Genomic DNA, 16,575 nt, shown 5'->3' on the forward strand with positions numbered 1-16,575 from the left:
GTTCCGGATGTTCTTGTACACCCCTTTCCCGCAAGGCTCTTCACCGTGTTCGACGTCGCCGTCTTCGGCTCGCTGTTCCTGACGCTCTTCGTGATCATGGATCCCCCCGGGATCACCCCGATCTTCCTGGCCCTGACCTCCGGCCGTGCCGCCAAGGTCCAGCGCCGCATGGCCTGGCAGGCCGTCGCGGTCGCCTTCGGTGTCATCACCGTCTTCGGCATCCTCGGCCAGCAGATCCTGGCCTATCTGCACGTCTCCGTGCCCGCCCTGATGATCGCGGGCGGTCTGCTCCTGCTGCTCATCGCGCTCGACCTGCTCACCGGCAAGACGGACGAGCCGAAGCAGACCAAGGACGTCAACGTCGCCCTCGTACCGCTGGGCATGCCGCTGCTCGCGGGCCCCGGCGCCATCGTGTCCGTCATCCTCGCCGTGCAGCACGCCGACAGCGTCGCCTCGCAGGTGTCCGTGTGGACCGCCATCGCCGCCATGCACGTGGTGCTCTGGCTGACCATGCGCTACTCGCTGGTGATCATCCGGGTCATCAAGGACGGCGGTGTCGTCCTGGTGACGCGCCTCGCCGGCATGATGCTCTCCGCGATCGCCGTGCAGCAGATCATCAACGGCGTGACCCAGGTGATCCAGGGCTCCTGAGGCCCGAGCTCACCCAGCTGCCACTGCGCCCCCGTACGGATTCCGCTGCTGCGGAGTCCATGCGGGGGCGCGGTGTGTCTGTGCGCGGTACCGACGCGGCGTTACGAGGCCGTGGTGTCGGCCGGACGGATCCAGATGCGCTGGCCGATCGAAGCGGCCTGCTGCACGATCCCGTTGACGGAGGCGGCGTCCACGACGGTCCGGTCGACGGGCGTACCGTCGATGTCGTCGAGTCGCAGGATTTCGAAGCGCATGGGGCTTCTCCCTTCGTCTGAGTTGATCCTCCTGGTGGAGAACTGCGTTACGTACGGGTCCAACGGGATGCACCCTGCAAACATTCCCTACGCTAAGGAAATTTTTTGGATGACTAACTACCCACCGGTAGGGAACGACGGGCCGGGCGAGATCCTGGCCCGCCTGGAGCGCACCAACGAGCTCCTCCAGCGGATGCTGGCCGAGGTGGCCAAGACCCCGTCTACCCACGCCATCTTCGTCGACGCGGGTTACGTCTATGCTTCCGCCGGATTGCTGGTCGCGGGCACCGAGGACCGCCGCAACTTCGACCTCGACGCCGAGGGCCTCATCGACGCCTTCATCGACACCGCGCGCACGATCTTCGCCGACAGCAGGCTGCTGCGCGTCTACTGGTACGACGGAGCCCGGCGCCGCATCCACACCGCCGAGCAGCAGGCCGTCGCCGAGCTCCCCGACGTCAAGGTCCGCCTCGGCAACCTCAACGCCAACAACCAGCAGAAGGGCGTCGACTCCCTCATCCGCAGCGACCTGGAGTCCCTGGCCCGGCACCGCGCCATCAGCGACGCCGCCCTGGTCGGCGGAGACGAGGACCTCGTCTCCGCCGTCGAGGCCGCCCAGGGCTACGGCGCCCGCGTCCACCTGTGGGGCATCGAGGCCGCCGAGGGGAGCAGCAACCAGGCCGAGCCGCTGCTCTGGGAGGTCGACAGCCGGCGCGTCTTCGACCTCGACTTCTGCCGGCCGTACGTGACCCGCAAGCCCGTCACGCTGTACGAGAACGAGGGCGAGCCCCCGCCCTCGCGCGACGAGGTCCGCTTCGTCGGCGCGCAGATCGCCGCCGCCTGGCTCGCCGAACGCGGCCGCGACCGGCTCGCGGAACTCCTCCCCGGCGACCCCTATCTGCCGGGCACCTACGACCAGGACCTCCTCGTCGAGGCGGAACGGCTCCTCAGCCGGTCCCTGCGCGGCCACGCTCCGCTGCGCCGGGCGCTGCGGGACGGCTTCTGGCAGCATCTGCGGGCGCAGTACTGACCTGGGCCGCCAGGTCCCAGAACGCGGTCAGCCGGGCGGCCAGCTCCTTGGGGTGCGACACGTTGGGGGAGTGACCGGCGCCCACCACGACCGTGTGGTGCGCGCCGGTACGGGCGGCCGCCGCCGCGAGCGCCGCCGTCGGCCAGACCATCTCCTCGTCGCCGTACGCGATGTGCAGCGGCATCCCGAGATCCGCCAGCGCGGCGAGCGCCGCCGTACCGTCCGGATCGGCCAGGAGCAGCCGCCCCGCGCCCGACAACTGGGCGATCCGGGTGGTCATCCACCGCCGCCGCAGGAACGCCACGATCTCGTCCGGATCCGCCAGACCCGGCTGCTCGCCCCGGCTGTCCAGCCAGCGGGTCGCCTGCCACACCCGCTCCTTCGGCAGCAGCGCGAGCGCGCCCCGCAGGGCCCGCACCCGCACCCGCTGCGGCCGTGCGACCCGTCCCGGTCCCGAGGACAGCAGGGTCAGCGAGGCGAACGCGTCCGGCGCGAGCTCGGCCGCCGCCCGGGCCACCAGACCACCGAACGAGTGCCCCAGCAGATGCACCGGCCCGTCGCCCAGCGCCGCCGCCTGCGCGACCACGTCGAGCGCGAGCGCCTTCCGCCGGTAGGCGGCCCGGCCACGCGGCCCCGGCGTCTCGTGCTGCCCCCGCCCGTCGACGGCGACCGCCCGGTACCCCGCCTCGCCCAGCGGGCCGAGCAGCGCGAGGAAGTCCTCCTTGCTGCCCGTGTACCCCGGCAGCAACAGCGCGGTCCCCCGTGCCACCGCCGTGCCGGCGGCGGTGTCCAGCACGGCGAACCCACCCCGCGCGGTGACGAGCCGATAGGCACGGGTACGCGGCGGCAACGCCAGGGACCGGGGCTTGCTCATACAGGGACTTTAACCGGACCGACGCGTACCGCCCGCGGCGACTTCGCGGGGAGGTGGGGTGCGCCGGGGCGGTGGCCGACCGTCTGTGGGCGGTGCGGGTCCATGAGCCTGGCAGGCGACCGGCTGAGGTCGGCGCGGGCCGTGGGCCGCGGGGCGGCGGGCGGGGGCTCGCGGTCAGCAGTCTGGGGCACTTCGGAGGCGCCGCTCTTCTCTGCTCACCTCGGAAACGCGGAACTCTCACCGACGGCGGCAAGAAGCTGGAAGGGGAGCTCTCGGTCCCCCTGGCCGATAGTGAGGCCGAGCCAGCGGCCGGCAGACGGCACCCGCCAAACCTGCATGTCCACGGCGACATTGCACAAGTAGCTCAACGGCTCGGGCGCCTCGTTGCCGGGGTGGCCCGGGTCGTCAAGCCCGAGGTAAGGCCGCAAGTCGACAGCCTCCGGGGCACCCCAGCGACCAGTGAGAACGACAGCCAGCGCGGCAAGGTCGGCTGCCAGCTCCCCTTTGGCCGCGTTGACGATCTCGGTGCTCCGGTCTTCCCAGAAGTCCTGGCTCTCTCGGAGCACCGCCAGGTGGAAGCCGGGCCCGCCCCACTGCCCGTTCGCGTCCGGTCGTCCTTCCTCGTCAGGAAAGGGCCGAAGGATCAAGCCATCGAGGATCGGCAACGGGTCGTCGGCGTGGTCTGCGGACGGGTTCTGAGGGGGCATGGTCGAAGCGTAGCTTCGCGGCCCAGCCGCTACGGCCGGACCGTCGGGGCAGCTCGACCCACGTCACGAATATCGGACAGAGGCCGGGTCAGCTGCCTCCCGAAGTGGTGAACATTCGCTGTCCGTTCTCGTGGACAAAGCCAGGGGCGAGGGGGCGCGTGCGGGGTCTCGGCGAGGGCCGGGCCGCTTGGCCCAGGGCGGGCAGGTCGGTCCGGCGGCAGGCGGGGTCGCCGAGCGCGGTCGGGAACTGTCTGCGCACGCGGCCGGGCACGGGCCGGCCCGTCGACAGGGGCGCCGGCAGGCGGCTTGCCCCGCCCCGTACGAGCTCTCGGTCCCGCACCGCCGGCCGGCCGGGCTGGGAGTCGGGCCCATGCGGGGACTGCGGAGCCGTCCAGGGCACAACGCACCGTGGCCCGGACCCTCAGGAGAGGGGCCGGGCCACGGTGGCGCTCGGTGCTTACGCCTCCGCCGGGGCCTCCGGCTGGGCGGCGGCCTTCTTGGCGGCGCGCTTGCGCGGCGCCTTCGGGGCCTCGGGCGTCTCGGCCGTCTCCGCGACGGCCTTCTTGGTCGTACGGCGACGGGTCGTCGTCTTCGGCTCCGACGCGTCCGGTGCCTCGGCGACCACGGCCTTCTTGGCGACCCGCTTGCGCGGCGCCTTGGGCGCGGCCTCGGCGACCGGCTCGGCGGCGGCTTCCGCGACCGGCTCGGCGACGGCCTTCTTGACGGTCCGCTTGCGCGGGGCCGCCTTCTTCGGCTCCTCGGCCTCGGCCGGGATCTGCGCCGTGTCGGCGGCCGGAGCCTCGGCCACGACGGCCTTCCTGGCGGTCCGCTTGCGCGGCGCCTTCGGCGCGGCCTCGGCGACCGGCTCGGCGGCGGTCTCAGCGACCGGCTCGGCGACCGAGTCGGCGACGACCTCCGTGGCGGCCTGGGCGACGGCCTTCTTGGCGGTCCGCTTGCGCGGCGCGGCCTTCTTCGGCTCCTCGGCGGGCGTCTCGACCGGTGCGGCCTCGACGATCACCACGGCCTCGGCGGCCGGGGTCGACGTGACCGGGCTGGAGACCCGGCGGGGCGCCCGGCGGCGGGCCGGCTTCGGCTCCTCGACGGGGGCGGCGGCCGGGGCCTCCGGCTCCTTCGGGGCCTCGACCGTCGCGGTCGTGGTCGTCACCGGACGCGTCACACGGCGACGCTGACGCGGCGCCGAGGGAGCCGTCACGGCCGTCTCGGCGGCCTGCGCCGGTACGACGGCGGTCACGGCGGTCGCCTCGGGGGCCTTCTTCGGCTCCTCGGCGGCCTGGGCCGGCACCTTGGTGGCGGCCAGCGCGGCGGCGGCCGTCTCGACCGTCTGGAAGGTCACGGTGTCCTCGGCCGGACGCCGGACCCGGCGGCGGCGCGGAGCCGGCGTCGGGGCAGGGAGGGCCACGGCGACCGAGCCGGAGACCGAGGTCTCGGCGGCCTCCGCGCGCGCCCCACGGCCACGGCGGCGACGCGGTGCGCTCTCCGCGGCGGCCGGTGCCGGGGCCGGAGCCTCGACGGGCCGGGAGGGCGCTTCGGCGACCGGAGCCTGGGCGGTGCGGCCCTCGGAAGCCCGCTTCCGGGTGCGCCGGGCACGCGGCTCGGCCGGCGCGGCCACCTCGGTGGCGGGAGCCTCGGTGACCGCAGCCTCGACGGACGGGGCCTCCACGGCCGGAGCCTCGGGAGCCGGCGCCTCGGCCACGGGGGCCTCGGCCGTGCCGCCCTCGGCGGACCGGGTACGGGTGCGGGTGCGAGTGCGGCCCGTGCGGGTCTCCGTCGCCGGGGCGGAAGCCTCGACGGCCGGAGTCTCGACGGCGGGGGCCTCGGCGGCCGGGGCCTCCACCGCGGGCGCCTCGACGGCGGCCGGCTGGGCGCCCGCCACCGGGATGCCCTGACCCGTACCGCCCGTGCCGCGCGTACGGCGGCGGCGGGGGCGGCGCGGGCCCGAGGCGTCGTCGGTGTCCGGGCCGGCGGCCGGGGCCGGGGCGGCGGACTGCTCGACGGCGTCCGTGACGGTCTCGCCGCCCCGGGTGCGGCGACGCTGGCGCGGCGCACGGGCGCGCGCCGGGCGCTCCTCGGTCCGCTCCTGCTTCTCCTGGCGCGGGCCACGGCCACGACGGCCGCCCGGCTCGCCCAGGTCCTCCAGCTCCTCCGCGTCCAGGCCCGCACGGGTCCGCTCGGCGCGCGGCAGGATGCCCTTGGTGCCCTCGGGGATGTCCAGCTCGCTGTACAGGTGCGGGGAGCTGGAGTACGTCTCGACCGGGTCGTGGAAGTCCAGCTCAAGCGCCTTGTTGATCAGCTGCCAGCGCGGGATGTCGTCCCAGTCGACCAGCGTGATCGCCGTACCGCTCGCGCCCGCGCGGCCGGTGCGGCCGATGCGGTGCAGGTAGGTCTTCTCGTCCTCGGGGGTCTGGTAGTTGATGACGTGGGTGACGCCCTCGACGTCGATGCCGCGCGCGGCGACGTCGGTGCAGACGAGCACGTCGACCTTGCCGTTGCGGAAGGCGCGCAGCGCCTGCTCGCGGGCGCCCTGGCCGAGGTCACCGTGGACCGCGCCGGAGGCGAAGCCGCGGCGCTCCAGCTGCTCGGCGATGTCGGCCGCCGTGCGCTTCGTACGGCAGAAGATCATCGCGAGCCCGCGGCCGTTGGCCTGCAGGATGCGGGAGACCATCTCCGGCTTGTCCATCGAGTGCGCGCGGTAGACGTGCTGCTTGATGTTGGCGACCGTGACGCCCTCGCCCTCCGGCGAGGTGGCCCGGATGTGCGTGGGCTGCGACATGTAGCGGCGGGCCAGGCCGATGACGGCGCCCGGCATGGTCGCCGAGAACAGCATGCTCTGGCGCTTCGCCGGAAGCATGCTCATGATCTTCTCGACGTCCGGCAGGAAGCCGAGGTCGAGCATCTCGTCCGCCTCGTCCAGGACCAGGGCCCGGACGTGCGAGAGGTCGAGCTTGCGCTGGCCGGCCAGGTCGAGCAGGCGGCCGGGGGTGCCGACGACGATGTCGACGCCCTTCTTCAGGGCCTCGACCTGCGGCTCGTAGGCGCGGCCGCCGTAGATGGCGAGGACGCGCACGTTGCGCACCTTGCCGGCGGTCAGCAGGTCGTTGGTCACCTGCTGGCACAGCTCGCGGGTGGGGACGACGACGAGCGCCTGCGGGGCGTCGGTCAGCTGCTCGGGCTTGGCCCGGCCGGCCTCGACGTCCGCCGGGACGGTGACGCGCTCCAGGAGGGGGAGGCCGAAACCGAGGGTCTTGCCCGTGCCGGTCTTGGCCTGGCCGATGATGTCGGTGCCGGTGAGGGCGACCGGAAGGGTCATCTCCTGGATGGGAAAGGGGGAAACGATGCCGACGGCTTCCAGGGCCTCGGCGGTCTCGGGAAGAATCCCGAGGTCTCGGAACGTAGTCAGGGTGCTGCCTCTTCTGTGAGACGCGGCCGCGAGGCGAACGAAGGGGGTCTCACCGTGCCGGGAACCTCCGGCGGGATCGGGGAAGATCTCCACCGGGTGGCGCGGGACCACTGCCGTCGCTCGAGCGTCGTGCCGCTTGAGGGACCCTTCGGCGGGCCGCCGGAAGGGCTGTCGGGCCGGAGCCGATCGGGCCACCGACCGGGCATCCTCATTCATGAACCGGCCCACGGAGTACGTCCGAACGTGCGAAAGCATGTCCGCATACTCAGCAGGCGCATTACCACTGTACCCCGGAATCGCGCATGTGTGTCGGGAGAATTCGCGACGAGGCCACGGTCACACCGGCAGACCGGCACCGGGGGCGGTCCGCGGAGCGGGCTATTGTGCGCTTCATGGAGACGCCTGACAACGCCACACCCACCGGTATCGCCGCCCAGGACTGGGCCACGGCCTCCGCCGTGCCGCAGTACCGGGCCGCCGTCATCGACCTGCTCGGCGCGCTGGCCTACGGCGAGCTCGCGGCCTTCGAGCGGCTCGCCGAGGACGCCAAGCTGGCGCCGACCCTCGCGGACAAGGCGGAGCTGGCGAAGATGGCCTCCGCCGAGTTCCACCACTTCGAGCGGCTGCGCGACCGGCTCGCCGCCGTGGACGCGGAGCCGACGACCGCGATGGAGCCGTTCGCCCGCGCGCTGGACGACTTCCACCGCCAGACCGCGCCCTCCGACTGGCTCGAGGGCCTGGTCAAGGCGTACGTGGGCGACTCGATCGCCAGTGACTTCTACCGCGAGGTCGCGGTCCGGCTCGACTCCGACACCCGCGCGCTCGTGCTGTCCGTGCTCGACGACACCGGCCACGGCAACTTCGCCGTGGAGAAGGTCCGCGCGGCGATCGACAGCGACCCGCGCGTGGGCGGCCGGCTCGCCCTGTGGGCCCGCCGGCTGATGGGCGAGGCCCTGTCCCAGGCGCAGCGCGTCGTCGCCGAGCGCGACGCCCTGTCGACGATGCTGGTCGGCGGAGTGGACGGGATGGCGGCGGGCTTCGACCTCGCCGAGGTCGGCCGGATGTTCTCCCGCATCACCGAGGCGCACACCAAGCGGATGGCCGCGCTCGGCCTCGCCGCGTAAGGCGCATCACGGCACCGGGCGGCGGTCCTCACACCGCCGCTGATCGGCGCAGTCGGCGCGAGGTCGGACGCAGCAGCAGCGAGAGCAGCACCGCCGCCACCGCCACGGCGCCGGCCACGGTGGCCACGAAGTGCCCGGGGCCGAGGGCTCCATGGGTCACCAGCGCGCCGAAGACCGCCCCGAGCGAGCCCGTGGCGAGGACCAGGCCCCGTGCGGGAAGGCGGCCGGAGAACCGGTGCACGGCGGCCCAGGCCAGGGCCAAACCGAGCAGGGCGGAACCGAGGGCTTCCAGGAACACGGCGGATCACCTCGCGTGCGGTGCGGGGCGGGCAGTTCGGTCACACCCGTCCTACCCGGTCACTCGTGATGACAATCCTCCCGCCACCCCTGGGGAGCATCCGTCCCGTACCGCCTGACGTGGGCGGACACAAGGCGGAGACAGATGCGGGGACGAGGGCGGGGACGAGGGCGGAGACAGGAAGGAAGGCCCGGTGGACTGGTCCACCGGGCCTTCCTTCGTGTCACGGATCCGCTCAGAGCGCGCCGAAGCCCACCCGGCGCACCGCCGGCTCGCCGATCTCGATGTACGCGATCTTCTCGGCCGGAACCAGGACCTTGCGGCCCTTCTCGTCCGAGAGGCTGAGCAGCTGCGCCTTGCCGGCCAGCGCGTCGGACACCGCGCGCTCGACCTCCTCGGCGGACTGCCCGCTCTCCAGAACGATCTCCCGGGGTGCGTGCTGCACGCCGATCTTGACCTCCACGGCTATGTCCCTCCGAACGGTCGGCTTGCGCGTGGATCCCGCGCCGTACCCGGCCCACATTAGCCCGGTGAGGGGACGGACACGGCGCGCGTGGAAACGCCTAGAGCGAACAGCGCCGCCGACGGCGGTGCGCCCGCCCGGCGGGGCTCAGTGGCCCTCGGCGCCCAGCTGACCCTCCGCCGGGTGCAGCGGGAAGCCGGCGATGCCGCGCCAGGCGAGCGAGGTCAGCAGGGACACCGCCTTGTCCCGGGGCACCGGGGACTCGCTGGAGAGCCAGTAGCGGGCGACGACCTGGGAGACGCCGCCGAGCGCCACCGCGAGGAGCATCGACTCGTCCTTCGACAGACCGGTGTCCTCGGCGATCACGTCGGAGATCGCCTCCGCGCACTGCAGCGAGACCCGGTCGACGCGCTCGCGCACGGCCGGCTCGTTGGTGAGGTCGGACTCGAAGACGAGCCGGAAGGCACCGCCCTCGTCCTCCACGTACGCGAAGTAGGCGTCCATGGTCGCCGCGACCCGCAGCTTGTTGTCCGTGGTGGACGCCAGAGCCGTGCGCACCGACTGGAGCAGCGCCTCGCAGTGCTGGTCGAGCAGGGCGAGATAGAGCTCGAGCTTGCCGGGGAAGTGCTGGTACAGCACGGGCTTGCTGACCCCGGCCCGCTCGGCGATGTCGTCCATGGCGGCCGAGTGGTAGCCCTGCGCGACGAACACCTCCTGGGCCGCGCCGAGGAGCTGGTTGCGTCGGGCACGGCGCGGCAGGCGCGTGCCCCGAGGGCGTGCTGCCTCTGTCTGCTCGATGGCGCTCACGCCGCCTCCCAAATGTCGATCCTTGCGCGCATTGGCGTCGCGCCGCCATCGTACTTTTGGGTAACCCGGCCGTGCGCGGTGCGAACGCAGAATTTCACGGACCGGACGCCCGGGGCGAGAGGCGACGGGCAACAAGATGGTCATGCGACCGTACGGAACGACAAAGGCGCCGTGGGCTACTCGGCGGTAGTCATTCCGGGCCGCCGACCGCCGGGCCACCGACCGCCGGGCCGCCGAGTGCCGGGCGGGATCGCCCCCGCTCGTACGGCCGGGCCGCACCAGCCCCTCGTACGCCGGGCTCACACGGGCGGGCAGGCGGTCCCGGACAGCGCACCTAGCGATAGTCGTCCTCGTCGAGCGCCACCACCCGCGCCTGCTCCACCGCGTCCGCGTCGTTCGCCGACTCGGGCAGCCGGCTGAGCGGCTCGTCGTCGAGCTGCTGCAGTTCGGTGTGCTGCTCGGCCGCGTCGGCCTCCGGGATCTCCTCGTCGAGCACCTGGGCTTCCTCTTCCTCGGCGAACGTGTCCGGCTCGGTCGGGTCGGCGGTCATGCGGCTCCTTCCGGCAAGCGGGGCAAGCGGTTCCGCGGGTCCTGTCCGATGACCCTCACTCCGAGCGTAGGAGCTCCCGCGCCCCGCCGCACCCCCTCTTGTGACGCCACCCACACGCGTCCGGGCGTGATCGTCTCGTAATATCGCTGCCATGTCCTCGACCGAGCTGCCGGAAACCCGGTCCGTCGCCGCACCGCCCGGGGCCGGGTCCCGCACCGTGCGGGTCGCCGACGGCGAGCGGCTGCGTTCCGTCACGCTGCCCGGACTCACGCTGACCGTGCGGTCCCGGCCCGGCGACCGGCCGGGGCTCCCGCCCGCGCTGTACGTGCACGGGCTCGGCGGCTCCTCGCTGAACTGGTCGGCCCTGATGCCGCTGCTCGCCGACCTCGTCGACGGCGAGGCGGTCGACCTGCCCGGTTTCGGCGTCTCGCCGCCGCCGGACGACGGCGACTACTCCGTCACGGCGCACGCGCGTGCGGTCATCCGGCTGCTCGACTCGGCCGGCCGCGGCCCGGTGCACCTGTTCGGCAACTCGCTGGGCGGCGCGGTCGCCACCCGGGTCGCCGCCGTGCGGCCCGACCTGGTCCGCACCCTCACCCTGATCTCACCGGCGCTGCCGGAGCTGCGCGCCCAGCGCGGCGCCTGGCCGACCGCGCTGCTCGCGCTGCCCGGGACGGCCGCGCTCTTCGCGCGGCTCACCAAGGACTGGACCCCCGAGCAGCGGGTCCGCGGCGTCCTCTCGCTCTGTTACGGGGACCCGGGCCGGGTGACCGACGAGGGCCTGCGGCACGCCGTCGAGGAGATGGAGCGGCGGCTCGAGCTGCCGTACTTCTGGGACGCGATGGCCCGCTCCTCGCGCGGCATCGTCGACGCGTACACGCTGGGCGGCCAGCACGGTCTGTGGCGGCAGGCGGAGCGGGTGCTCGCGCCGACGCTGCTGGTGTACGGCGCGCGCGACCGGCTGGTGTCGTTCCGGATGGCGCGCCGGGCGGCGGCCGCCTTCCGGGGCTCGCGGCTGCTGACGCTCCCGGACGCCGGGCACGTGGCGATGATGGAGTATCCGGAGACCGTCGCCGCGGCGGCACGGGAGCTGATCACCGATGCCGCGCGCGCGGCGGCGGCCGAGGGCGGGAGCTGAACCGGACCGTGGGACGACATAGTCGCAAGGGCCCCGCCGCCCCGACGCCCGAACCCGGGCAGCGGCAGGCCGTGGGGCCGGGGGCGGGCACGGGACGACGCAGGCGCGTCGAGGGACAGCAGCCCCCGGGACCACCGCAGCCCCCGCACCCCTACGACCGGCAGGGCCCCGGGGCCCCGGCCGGCCACGACAGCACGCCGACCCACGGCACCCCTTCCTACGGCGCCTCGTCCTATGGCGCCCCTGCCTCTGGCGCCTCGTCCTACGGGACTCCCGCCCAGGACACGCCCGCGCACGGCACACCCGCTTACGGGACTCCCGCCCAGGGCACACCGGCTCACGGCACCCCGGCGCACGGCACGCCCCGCCACGGGAAGCCCTCCCAGGGGCCGCAGGCTCACGGCACCCCGCCGCACGGCACGCCCGCCTACGGTGCCCCGGCCCCGGGCACACCCCGCCACGGCGCCCCGTCCTCCGGCTCGCGTCGCCAGGGGGCCCCGGGCCACGGCGCGCAGGCCCCTGCCGCACCCCTCTCCGACACGCCGATGCACGGCACCCCGCGCTACGAGGGGCCGTACGACGCCACGGCCGGTTCCCCCTTCGTACGCGGCGGGCATCCCGCGCACGACGAGGGCGGGTCCCGCCCGTCCCCCGCCGCCCCCTACGTCCCCGGACCGCGGCGCGCCCCGGCTCCCTCGGCGCAGCGGCCGGGGGAGGAGCGGGACGAGGCGGACGAGGCCCGTGAGGCGAGCGAGGCGAGCGAGGCGAGCGAGGCGGCAGAGGAGCGCAAGACCGCGAAGGCCGGCGGGACGGGCCGTACCCTCACCGGGATCGCCGCGGCGGCGATCACCACCGTGCTCGCCGTCGTCGTCGCCGGTCAGGTCGCCGAGCGCGAGAGCGGCGCCGTGCCCCGCCCCCTGGCGGCCGACGGCCCCGCCGACCGGGTCGGTGCCGAGAGCCCCGCGTCCCGCTCCGACGAGCGGGCCACCCCGGCGAAACCGGCGCCCGCGGCCCCGCCGTCGTACGAGCAGCTGATGGCCCGCCAGTTCCCCGTCGACCCCGGCCTGAAGGGCTCCGGACGGTTCACCGCGGTCCCCGGTTTCGACAAGGCGCCCGGCAAGGGCCGCAAGATCCGCTACCGGGTCGACGTGGAGCAGGGGCTCGGGCTCGACGCGGCGCTGTTCGCGCAGGCGGTGCAGAAGACCCTCAACGACCGGCGCAGCTGGGCCGGGAACGGGGCGATGACCTTCGAGCGGATCTCCTCCGGAGAGCCCGAGTTCGTCGTCACCCTGGCGAGCCCGGGGACCACCGGCGACTGGTGCGCCAAGTCCGGCCTGGACACCACCATCGACAACGTGTCCTGCGACTCCGCCTCCACCGAGCGCGTGATGATCAACGCGTTCCGCTGGGCGCAGGGGTCGGAGACCTTCGGGCCGAAGGCCATGCACGCCTATCGCCAGATGCTCATCAACCACGAGGTCGGACACCGGCTCGGGCACAGTCACGTGATCTGCCGCACGCCGGGCGCGCTCGCCCCCGTGATGCAGCAGCAGACCAAGTCGCTGGACATCGACGGCGTCAAGTGCCGCCCCAACCCCTGGGTGCACCCCGGTAGTTGACGCGCGGGCCCACACCACGGCCTGACCGAGCGTGACGGGTTCGCCGCTTAGCGCGACGGAACGCGACCGTGGTGGGAAAGTTACGTGCATTCACCCCTTCCGGTGGTGCGACGGACAACCGTCCGTCGCACCACCGGCATATCCGCTTACGTTCTTCCCGCTGCGGGTCACCGGACCGAACGGTGACCGCCGTCACGGGAGAACGGGGGTGTGCTCATGCGGATCGGACTGCTCACGGAGGGTGGTTATCCGTATGCCACGGGTGAGTCCGGGCTCTGGTGCGACCGGCTCGTCCGCGGGCTCGCCCCGCACGAGTTCGACCTCTACGCCCTCGGCCACGACGCCCGCCAGGAGGCCGGCGCCCGGCTCCCCCTCCCGCCCAACGTGCGCCGTGTGCGGACCGCCCCGCTCGGCCCCGCCGAGCACGACGGACGCGGCTACGGCCGGCGCGAACGGCGCCGGTTCGAGGCCGCGTTCAAGGACCTGGCCGACGGCATCTGCGCCGAACCGGGCGCCGACCCCACCGCCGACGGCGAGGCCGCCCAGCGGTTCGCCGCCGGACTCTACGCGCTCGCCGACCTCGCCCGCGGACACGGCGGGCTGCCCGCGGCCCTCCGCTCCGAGTCCGCCGTCCGCATCCTGGAGTCCGCCTGCCGCGCGCCCGGCGCCCGCCGCGGCGTCGCCGCCGTCACCGTCCCCGACCAGCTCGCCTTCACCGACCAGCTGGAGCGCGCCCTGCGCCCGCTCTCCCTCGACTGGTACGGAGACGAGGACGGCCCCGGGGGCGCGGGACGGGACGGCGCGGGCCCGGACGGCGACGCGGGCGGCCTCGGTCTCGTCGACCTCTGCCACGCGGCCTCCGCCGGAGCCGCCGCCCTCCCCGGGCTCCTGGCCAAACGCTTCTTCGGCACCCCGCTGCTCGTCACCGAGTACGGCGTCCAGCTCCGCGCCCACTACCTCGCCGCCACCGGCGCGCCCCTCGCCACCCCCGTACGGGCCCTGCTCGCCGCCTTCCACGGGCGGCTCGCCGGCGAGGTCTACCGCCGGGCCGACCTGCTCACCCCCGGCAACACCCACGCCCGCCGCTGGCAGGAGAAGTGCGGCGCCGACCGGTCCCGGCTGCGCACGGTCTACCCCGGCATGGACGCCGACCGCTTCGCCGAGGTCGGCGAGGACGAGGAGAGCGGCGACCCGGCGACCCTCGCCTGGATCGGCCGGGTGGAGCCCGCCAAGGACCTCGTGGCCCTGCTGCACGCCTTCGCCGACGTGCGCAGACAGCAGCCCGACGCCCGGCTGCGGATCATCTCCGCGCCGGTCCGCGAACCGGGGGCCGCCGCCTATCTGGCGCACTGCCGGAGCCTCGCCGAGCAGCTCTTCCCCGACGAGGCGGCCGGCCGGCACGCCGTCGGCGAGAACCCGGTCTCCTTCGAGGAGCTCGGCGGACCGGAGGCGCCCACCCTGGAGGACGCCTACGCCGCCGCCGCGGTCGTCGTCCTCTCCAGCGTCGTCGAGGGCTTCCCCGTCGGCCTCGTCGAGGCGATGTTCTGCGCCCGGGCCACCGTCTCCACGGACGTCGGGGCCGTCGTCGAGGTCATCGGCGGGACCGGACTCGTCGTCCCCCCGCGCAACCCCAAGGCGCTCGCCGACGCCTGTCTCGCCCTGCTGCGCGACCCGGAGCGCCGATACCGCCTCGGCGCCGCGGCCCGGGCCCGCGCCCTCGAACTCTTCACCGTGGAACAGAACCTCGCCGCGTTCCGCGGCATCTACCTCGAACTCCTCTCCCACGCGCCGGTCCGCCGCCGTGTCACCAGCGGCGTGCCGTTCGCCCACCCGGCCGAGGCCCATGTGCCCGGCAGCTGGGCGGACCAGCCGGTCACCGCCGCGGCCGGCGCGGGAGACCCCGATGCCTGAAGGAGGCACACCCATGCGCGGCCCCGCCGCCCCCACCAGCCCCGGCCCCTGGGACTCGCGCTCCGAGGCCCTCCTCGGGACCCGGGCCCTCGCCCCGAACGGCACCGCCACGGCCGCCGCCCCCGGCACCCCTGCCGAAGCGATTCAGCAGCGGGACACCGCAGCCCGGCGCCCGGAGTCCGCAACCGGCCCGGCGCCTGGCGCACCTGCCAGAGCGGCCGCACCGGCGCCCGCACCGGCGGCTGCCACGGCCTCGGCACCGGCCACGGCACCTGCGTCCGCCCCCGTGCCCGTACCGGCGGCTGCCACGGCCTCGGCACCGGCACCGGCCTCGGCCCCGGCCTCCGCCTCGGCACCTGCGTCCGCCCCCGTGCCCGTACCGGCGGCTGCCTCGGCCCCGGCACCGGCACCGGCCTCGGCCTCGGCCACGGCCCCCGCACCGGCGTCCGCCCCCGCCGGGCCCCGGGCCCGCCGCGGGCCCGCCGACCCCGTGAAGGCGCTGATGCACCGTCACCGCGACCTGTGCGAGCGGGCGGTGGACGCCCTGGAGATCGCCGCCGGGCTTGAGGCGCACGGGGTGACCGACCGGACCGCCGCACGGTTCCGGCACCGTGACGTCTTCTCGCTCGCCGAGGAGCTCTACGCGCGCGTGCCCCGGGGCGCCGCGACCCCCGCCCCTGCCGCTCCCGAACCGGCGGCCGACGTCCGGCCCGCCGTCTGGGCGCTCGCCGCGTGCGGTCCCGGCGCCGTCGCCGTCCTCGCCACCGCCGGGCTCGCCCTCACCACCGGGGCGCCCCGGCTCGTGGCCGGCGTCCTCGGGGCCCTCGGACTGACCGCCGCACTCGTCCTCGCCGTCCGGCGCGGACCGCTGCGCGCCCAGGGCCGTGGTACCGCAGCGCCCCTGTGGACCCTCTGGCTCCTGGGTTACGCGGCGGCCGGAGACGGGCTCCTCGACCAGTTCCTCACCGGCGGACCGGACGTGGGACCCACCCTGGTCACCGCCCTGGACGGCTCTGTCGAGGGCGGCGGCTGGGCGATCGACACCGGACCGCTCCTGGCCCTCGCCCTCGCCGTCGCCCCCGCCGCCTGGTGCGTCCGCCTCTTCACGGCCGGCGCCCGCCGCAGACTCGCCGCCAGCCGGGGCCTCGACGACTTCGCGGCGGGCGCCCGCCCCCTGCTGCTCGGCACGGTCGCCCTCCACCTGGCCGCGCTCACCGGTCTCCTGGTCCTCACCGGGTTCCACCCGGGCGCACTGGCCCTCGGCGTGCTGCTCCTGACCGCCCGGCTCCTCGCCGTCCACGGCTTCCAGGAAGCCGCCTCCACCGTCCTCGCCGCCGCCTGCGCGGCCGAGGCCCTCGTCCTCGCCAGTGTCCTCGCCGCGCGCCTCCCGGGCCTGGACGTCCTCGGCACACCGGCCCGCGCGCTCGTCGACCTGGCGGGACCGGCGCTCGTACCGGCCCTCGTCTGCGGCGGCGCGGCCCTCGCCCTGCTCATCCACGCCACCGCGGCGCTCTCCCGGGCCTCGGCCCACGTCGGCAACCGCCCCGACGCGTGACCCCTCGCATGACCCACCTCCAAGACCCCCGCATGACCCCTCGCGAGACCCACCTCCAAGACCCGCGCACGTCCCACCGCACGAACCACCCCCACGCCTGATCCGCCCCGGCGCACCCGCGGAGCCGACGCCGCGGGCACGCCCGCTACGTAAACCCTCCCAAGGAGACGAAACAG

General features: G+C 74.7%; 15 protein-coding genes. 7 read left to right on the forward strand and 8 right to left on the reverse strand.

Features of this window, described 5'->3' with window-relative positions; genetic code table 11:
• The first annotated feature begins 45 nt into the window (after nucleotides 1-45).
• On the forward strand, nucleotides 46-651 hold the full coding sequence (locus tag ABTZ91_RS20155) for a MarC family protein (RefSeq protein WP_345485798.1): 606 nt from the start codon (nucleotides 46-48) through the stop codon (nucleotides 649-651).
• 101 nt (nucleotides 652-752) lie between these two features.
• On the opposite strand, the gene ABTZ91_RS20160 is transcribed toward ABTZ91_RS20155, so the two are convergent.
• Nucleotides 753-905 carry a hypothetical protein gene (locus ABTZ91_RS20160; protein WP_352078533.1) on the reverse strand — a complete coding sequence of 51 codons (153 nt, stop codon included), beginning with the start codon at nucleotides 903-905 and terminating at the stop codon, nucleotides 753-755.
• 109 nt (nucleotides 906-1,014) lie between these two features.
• Here ABTZ91_RS20160 and ABTZ91_RS20165 point away from each other — a divergent pair, with 109 nt between their 5' ends.
• Nucleotides 1,015-1,935 (forward strand): NYN domain-containing protein, encoded by a 921-nt coding sequence (locus ABTZ91_RS20165; RefSeq protein ID WP_352078534.1) that lies wholly within the window; start codon nucleotides 1,015-1,017, stop codon nucleotides 1,933-1,935.
• Here the strand turns inward: ABTZ91_RS20165 and ABTZ91_RS20170 are convergent.
• The 3 genes from ABTZ91_RS20170 to ABTZ91_RS20180 form a co-directional block, all read right to left on the reverse strand.
• Nucleotides 1,853-2,809, reverse strand: coding sequence for an alpha/beta fold hydrolase (locus ABTZ91_RS20170; RefSeq protein WP_352078535.1), 957 nt, complete (start codon nucleotides 2,807-2,809; stop codon nucleotides 1,853-1,855). The genes ABTZ91_RS20165 and ABTZ91_RS20170 overlap by 83 nt on opposite strands.
• A 215-nt stretch (nucleotides 2,810-3,024) precedes the next feature.
• Nucleotides 3,025-3,516: a hypothetical protein gene (locus ABTZ91_RS20175; protein WP_352078536.1), complete on the reverse strand. Its 492-nt coding sequence runs from the start codon at nucleotides 3,514-3,516 to the stop codon at nucleotides 3,025-3,027.
• A 457-nt stretch (nucleotides 3,517-3,973) separates the two neighbouring features.
• Entirely contained in the window at nucleotides 3,974-6,844 is a 2,871-nt protein-coding gene (locus ABTZ91_RS20180; protein ID WP_352078537.1) for a DEAD/DEAH box helicase, read from the reverse strand.
• A 482-nt stretch (nucleotides 6,845-7,326) separates the two neighbouring features.
• Here ABTZ91_RS20180 and ABTZ91_RS20185 point away from each other — a divergent pair, with 482 nt between their 5' ends.
• The gene (locus ABTZ91_RS20185; RefSeq protein WP_345485793.1) at nucleotides 7,327-8,058 is read left to right on the forward strand and encodes a ferritin-like fold-containing protein; all 732 of its coding nucleotides are present in this window, start codon (nucleotides 7,327-7,329) and stop codon (nucleotides 8,056-8,058) included.
• A gap of 28 nt (nucleotides 8,059-8,086) precedes the next feature.
• Here the strand turns inward: ABTZ91_RS20185 and ABTZ91_RS20190 are convergent, their stop codons facing one another.
• From ABTZ91_RS20190 to ABTZ91_RS20205, 4 genes are all read right to left on the reverse strand, one after another.
• Nucleotides 8,087-8,356, reverse strand: coding sequence for a hypothetical protein (locus ABTZ91_RS20190; protein WP_352078538.1), 270 nt, complete (start codon nucleotides 8,354-8,356; stop codon nucleotides 8,087-8,089).
• 235 nt (nucleotides 8,357-8,591) lie between these two features.
• Complete coding sequence (locus ABTZ91_RS20195) at nucleotides 8,592-8,819, reverse strand: DUF3107 domain-containing protein (RefSeq protein WP_345485791.1); 228 nt, start codon at nucleotides 8,817-8,819, stop codon at nucleotides 8,592-8,594.
• Nucleotides 8,820-8,966: 147 nt separating this feature from the next.
• Nucleotides 8,967-9,626: a TetR/AcrR family transcriptional regulator gene (locus ABTZ91_RS20200; protein ID WP_352078539.1), complete on the reverse strand. Its 660-nt coding sequence runs from the start codon at nucleotides 9,624-9,626 to the stop codon at nucleotides 8,967-8,969.
• A 334-nt stretch (nucleotides 9,627-9,960) separates the two neighbouring features.
• On the reverse strand, nucleotides 9,961-10,176 hold the full coding sequence (locus ABTZ91_RS20205; RefSeq protein WP_352078540.1) for a hypothetical protein: 216 nt from the start codon (nucleotides 10,174-10,176) through the stop codon (nucleotides 9,961-9,963).
• A 151-nt stretch (nucleotides 10,177-10,327) separates the two neighbouring features.
• On the opposite strand from ABTZ91_RS20205, the gene ABTZ91_RS20210 reads away from it, so the two are divergent.
• From ABTZ91_RS20210 to ABTZ91_RS20225, 4 genes are all read left to right on the forward strand, one after another.
• Nucleotides 10,328-11,314: an alpha/beta hydrolase gene (locus tag ABTZ91_RS20210; protein WP_352078541.1), complete on the forward strand. Its 987-nt coding sequence runs from the start codon at nucleotides 10,328-10,330 to the stop codon at nucleotides 11,312-11,314.
• A 545-nt stretch (nucleotides 11,315-11,859) separates the two neighbouring features.
• A complete protein-coding gene (locus ABTZ91_RS20215) occupies nucleotides 11,860-12,933 on the forward strand; it encodes a DUF3152 domain-containing protein (RefSeq protein WP_352078542.1) in 1,074 nt (357 codons plus the stop codon).
• Between the two features lie 216 nt (nucleotides 12,934-13,149).
• Nucleotides 13,150-14,844 carry a DUF3492 domain-containing protein gene (locus ABTZ91_RS20220; protein WP_352078543.1) on the forward strand — a complete coding sequence of 565 codons (1,695 nt, stop codon included), beginning with the start codon at nucleotides 13,150-13,152 and terminating at the stop codon, nucleotides 14,842-14,844.
• A 502-nt stretch (nucleotides 14,845-15,346) separates the two neighbouring features.
• A complete protein-coding gene (locus ABTZ91_RS20225; protein ID WP_352078544.1) occupies nucleotides 15,347-16,399 on the forward strand; it encodes a hypothetical protein in 1,053 nt (350 codons plus the stop codon).
• Nucleotides 16,400-16,575 lie beyond the last annotated feature (176 nt).

Origin of the sequence: Streptomyces sp. NPDC126499 (assembly GCF_040302485.1) — a bacterium.
In the GTDB taxonomy this organism is placed as follows: domain Bacteria; phylum Actinomycetota; class Actinomycetes; order Streptomycetales; family Streptomycetaceae; genus Streptomyces.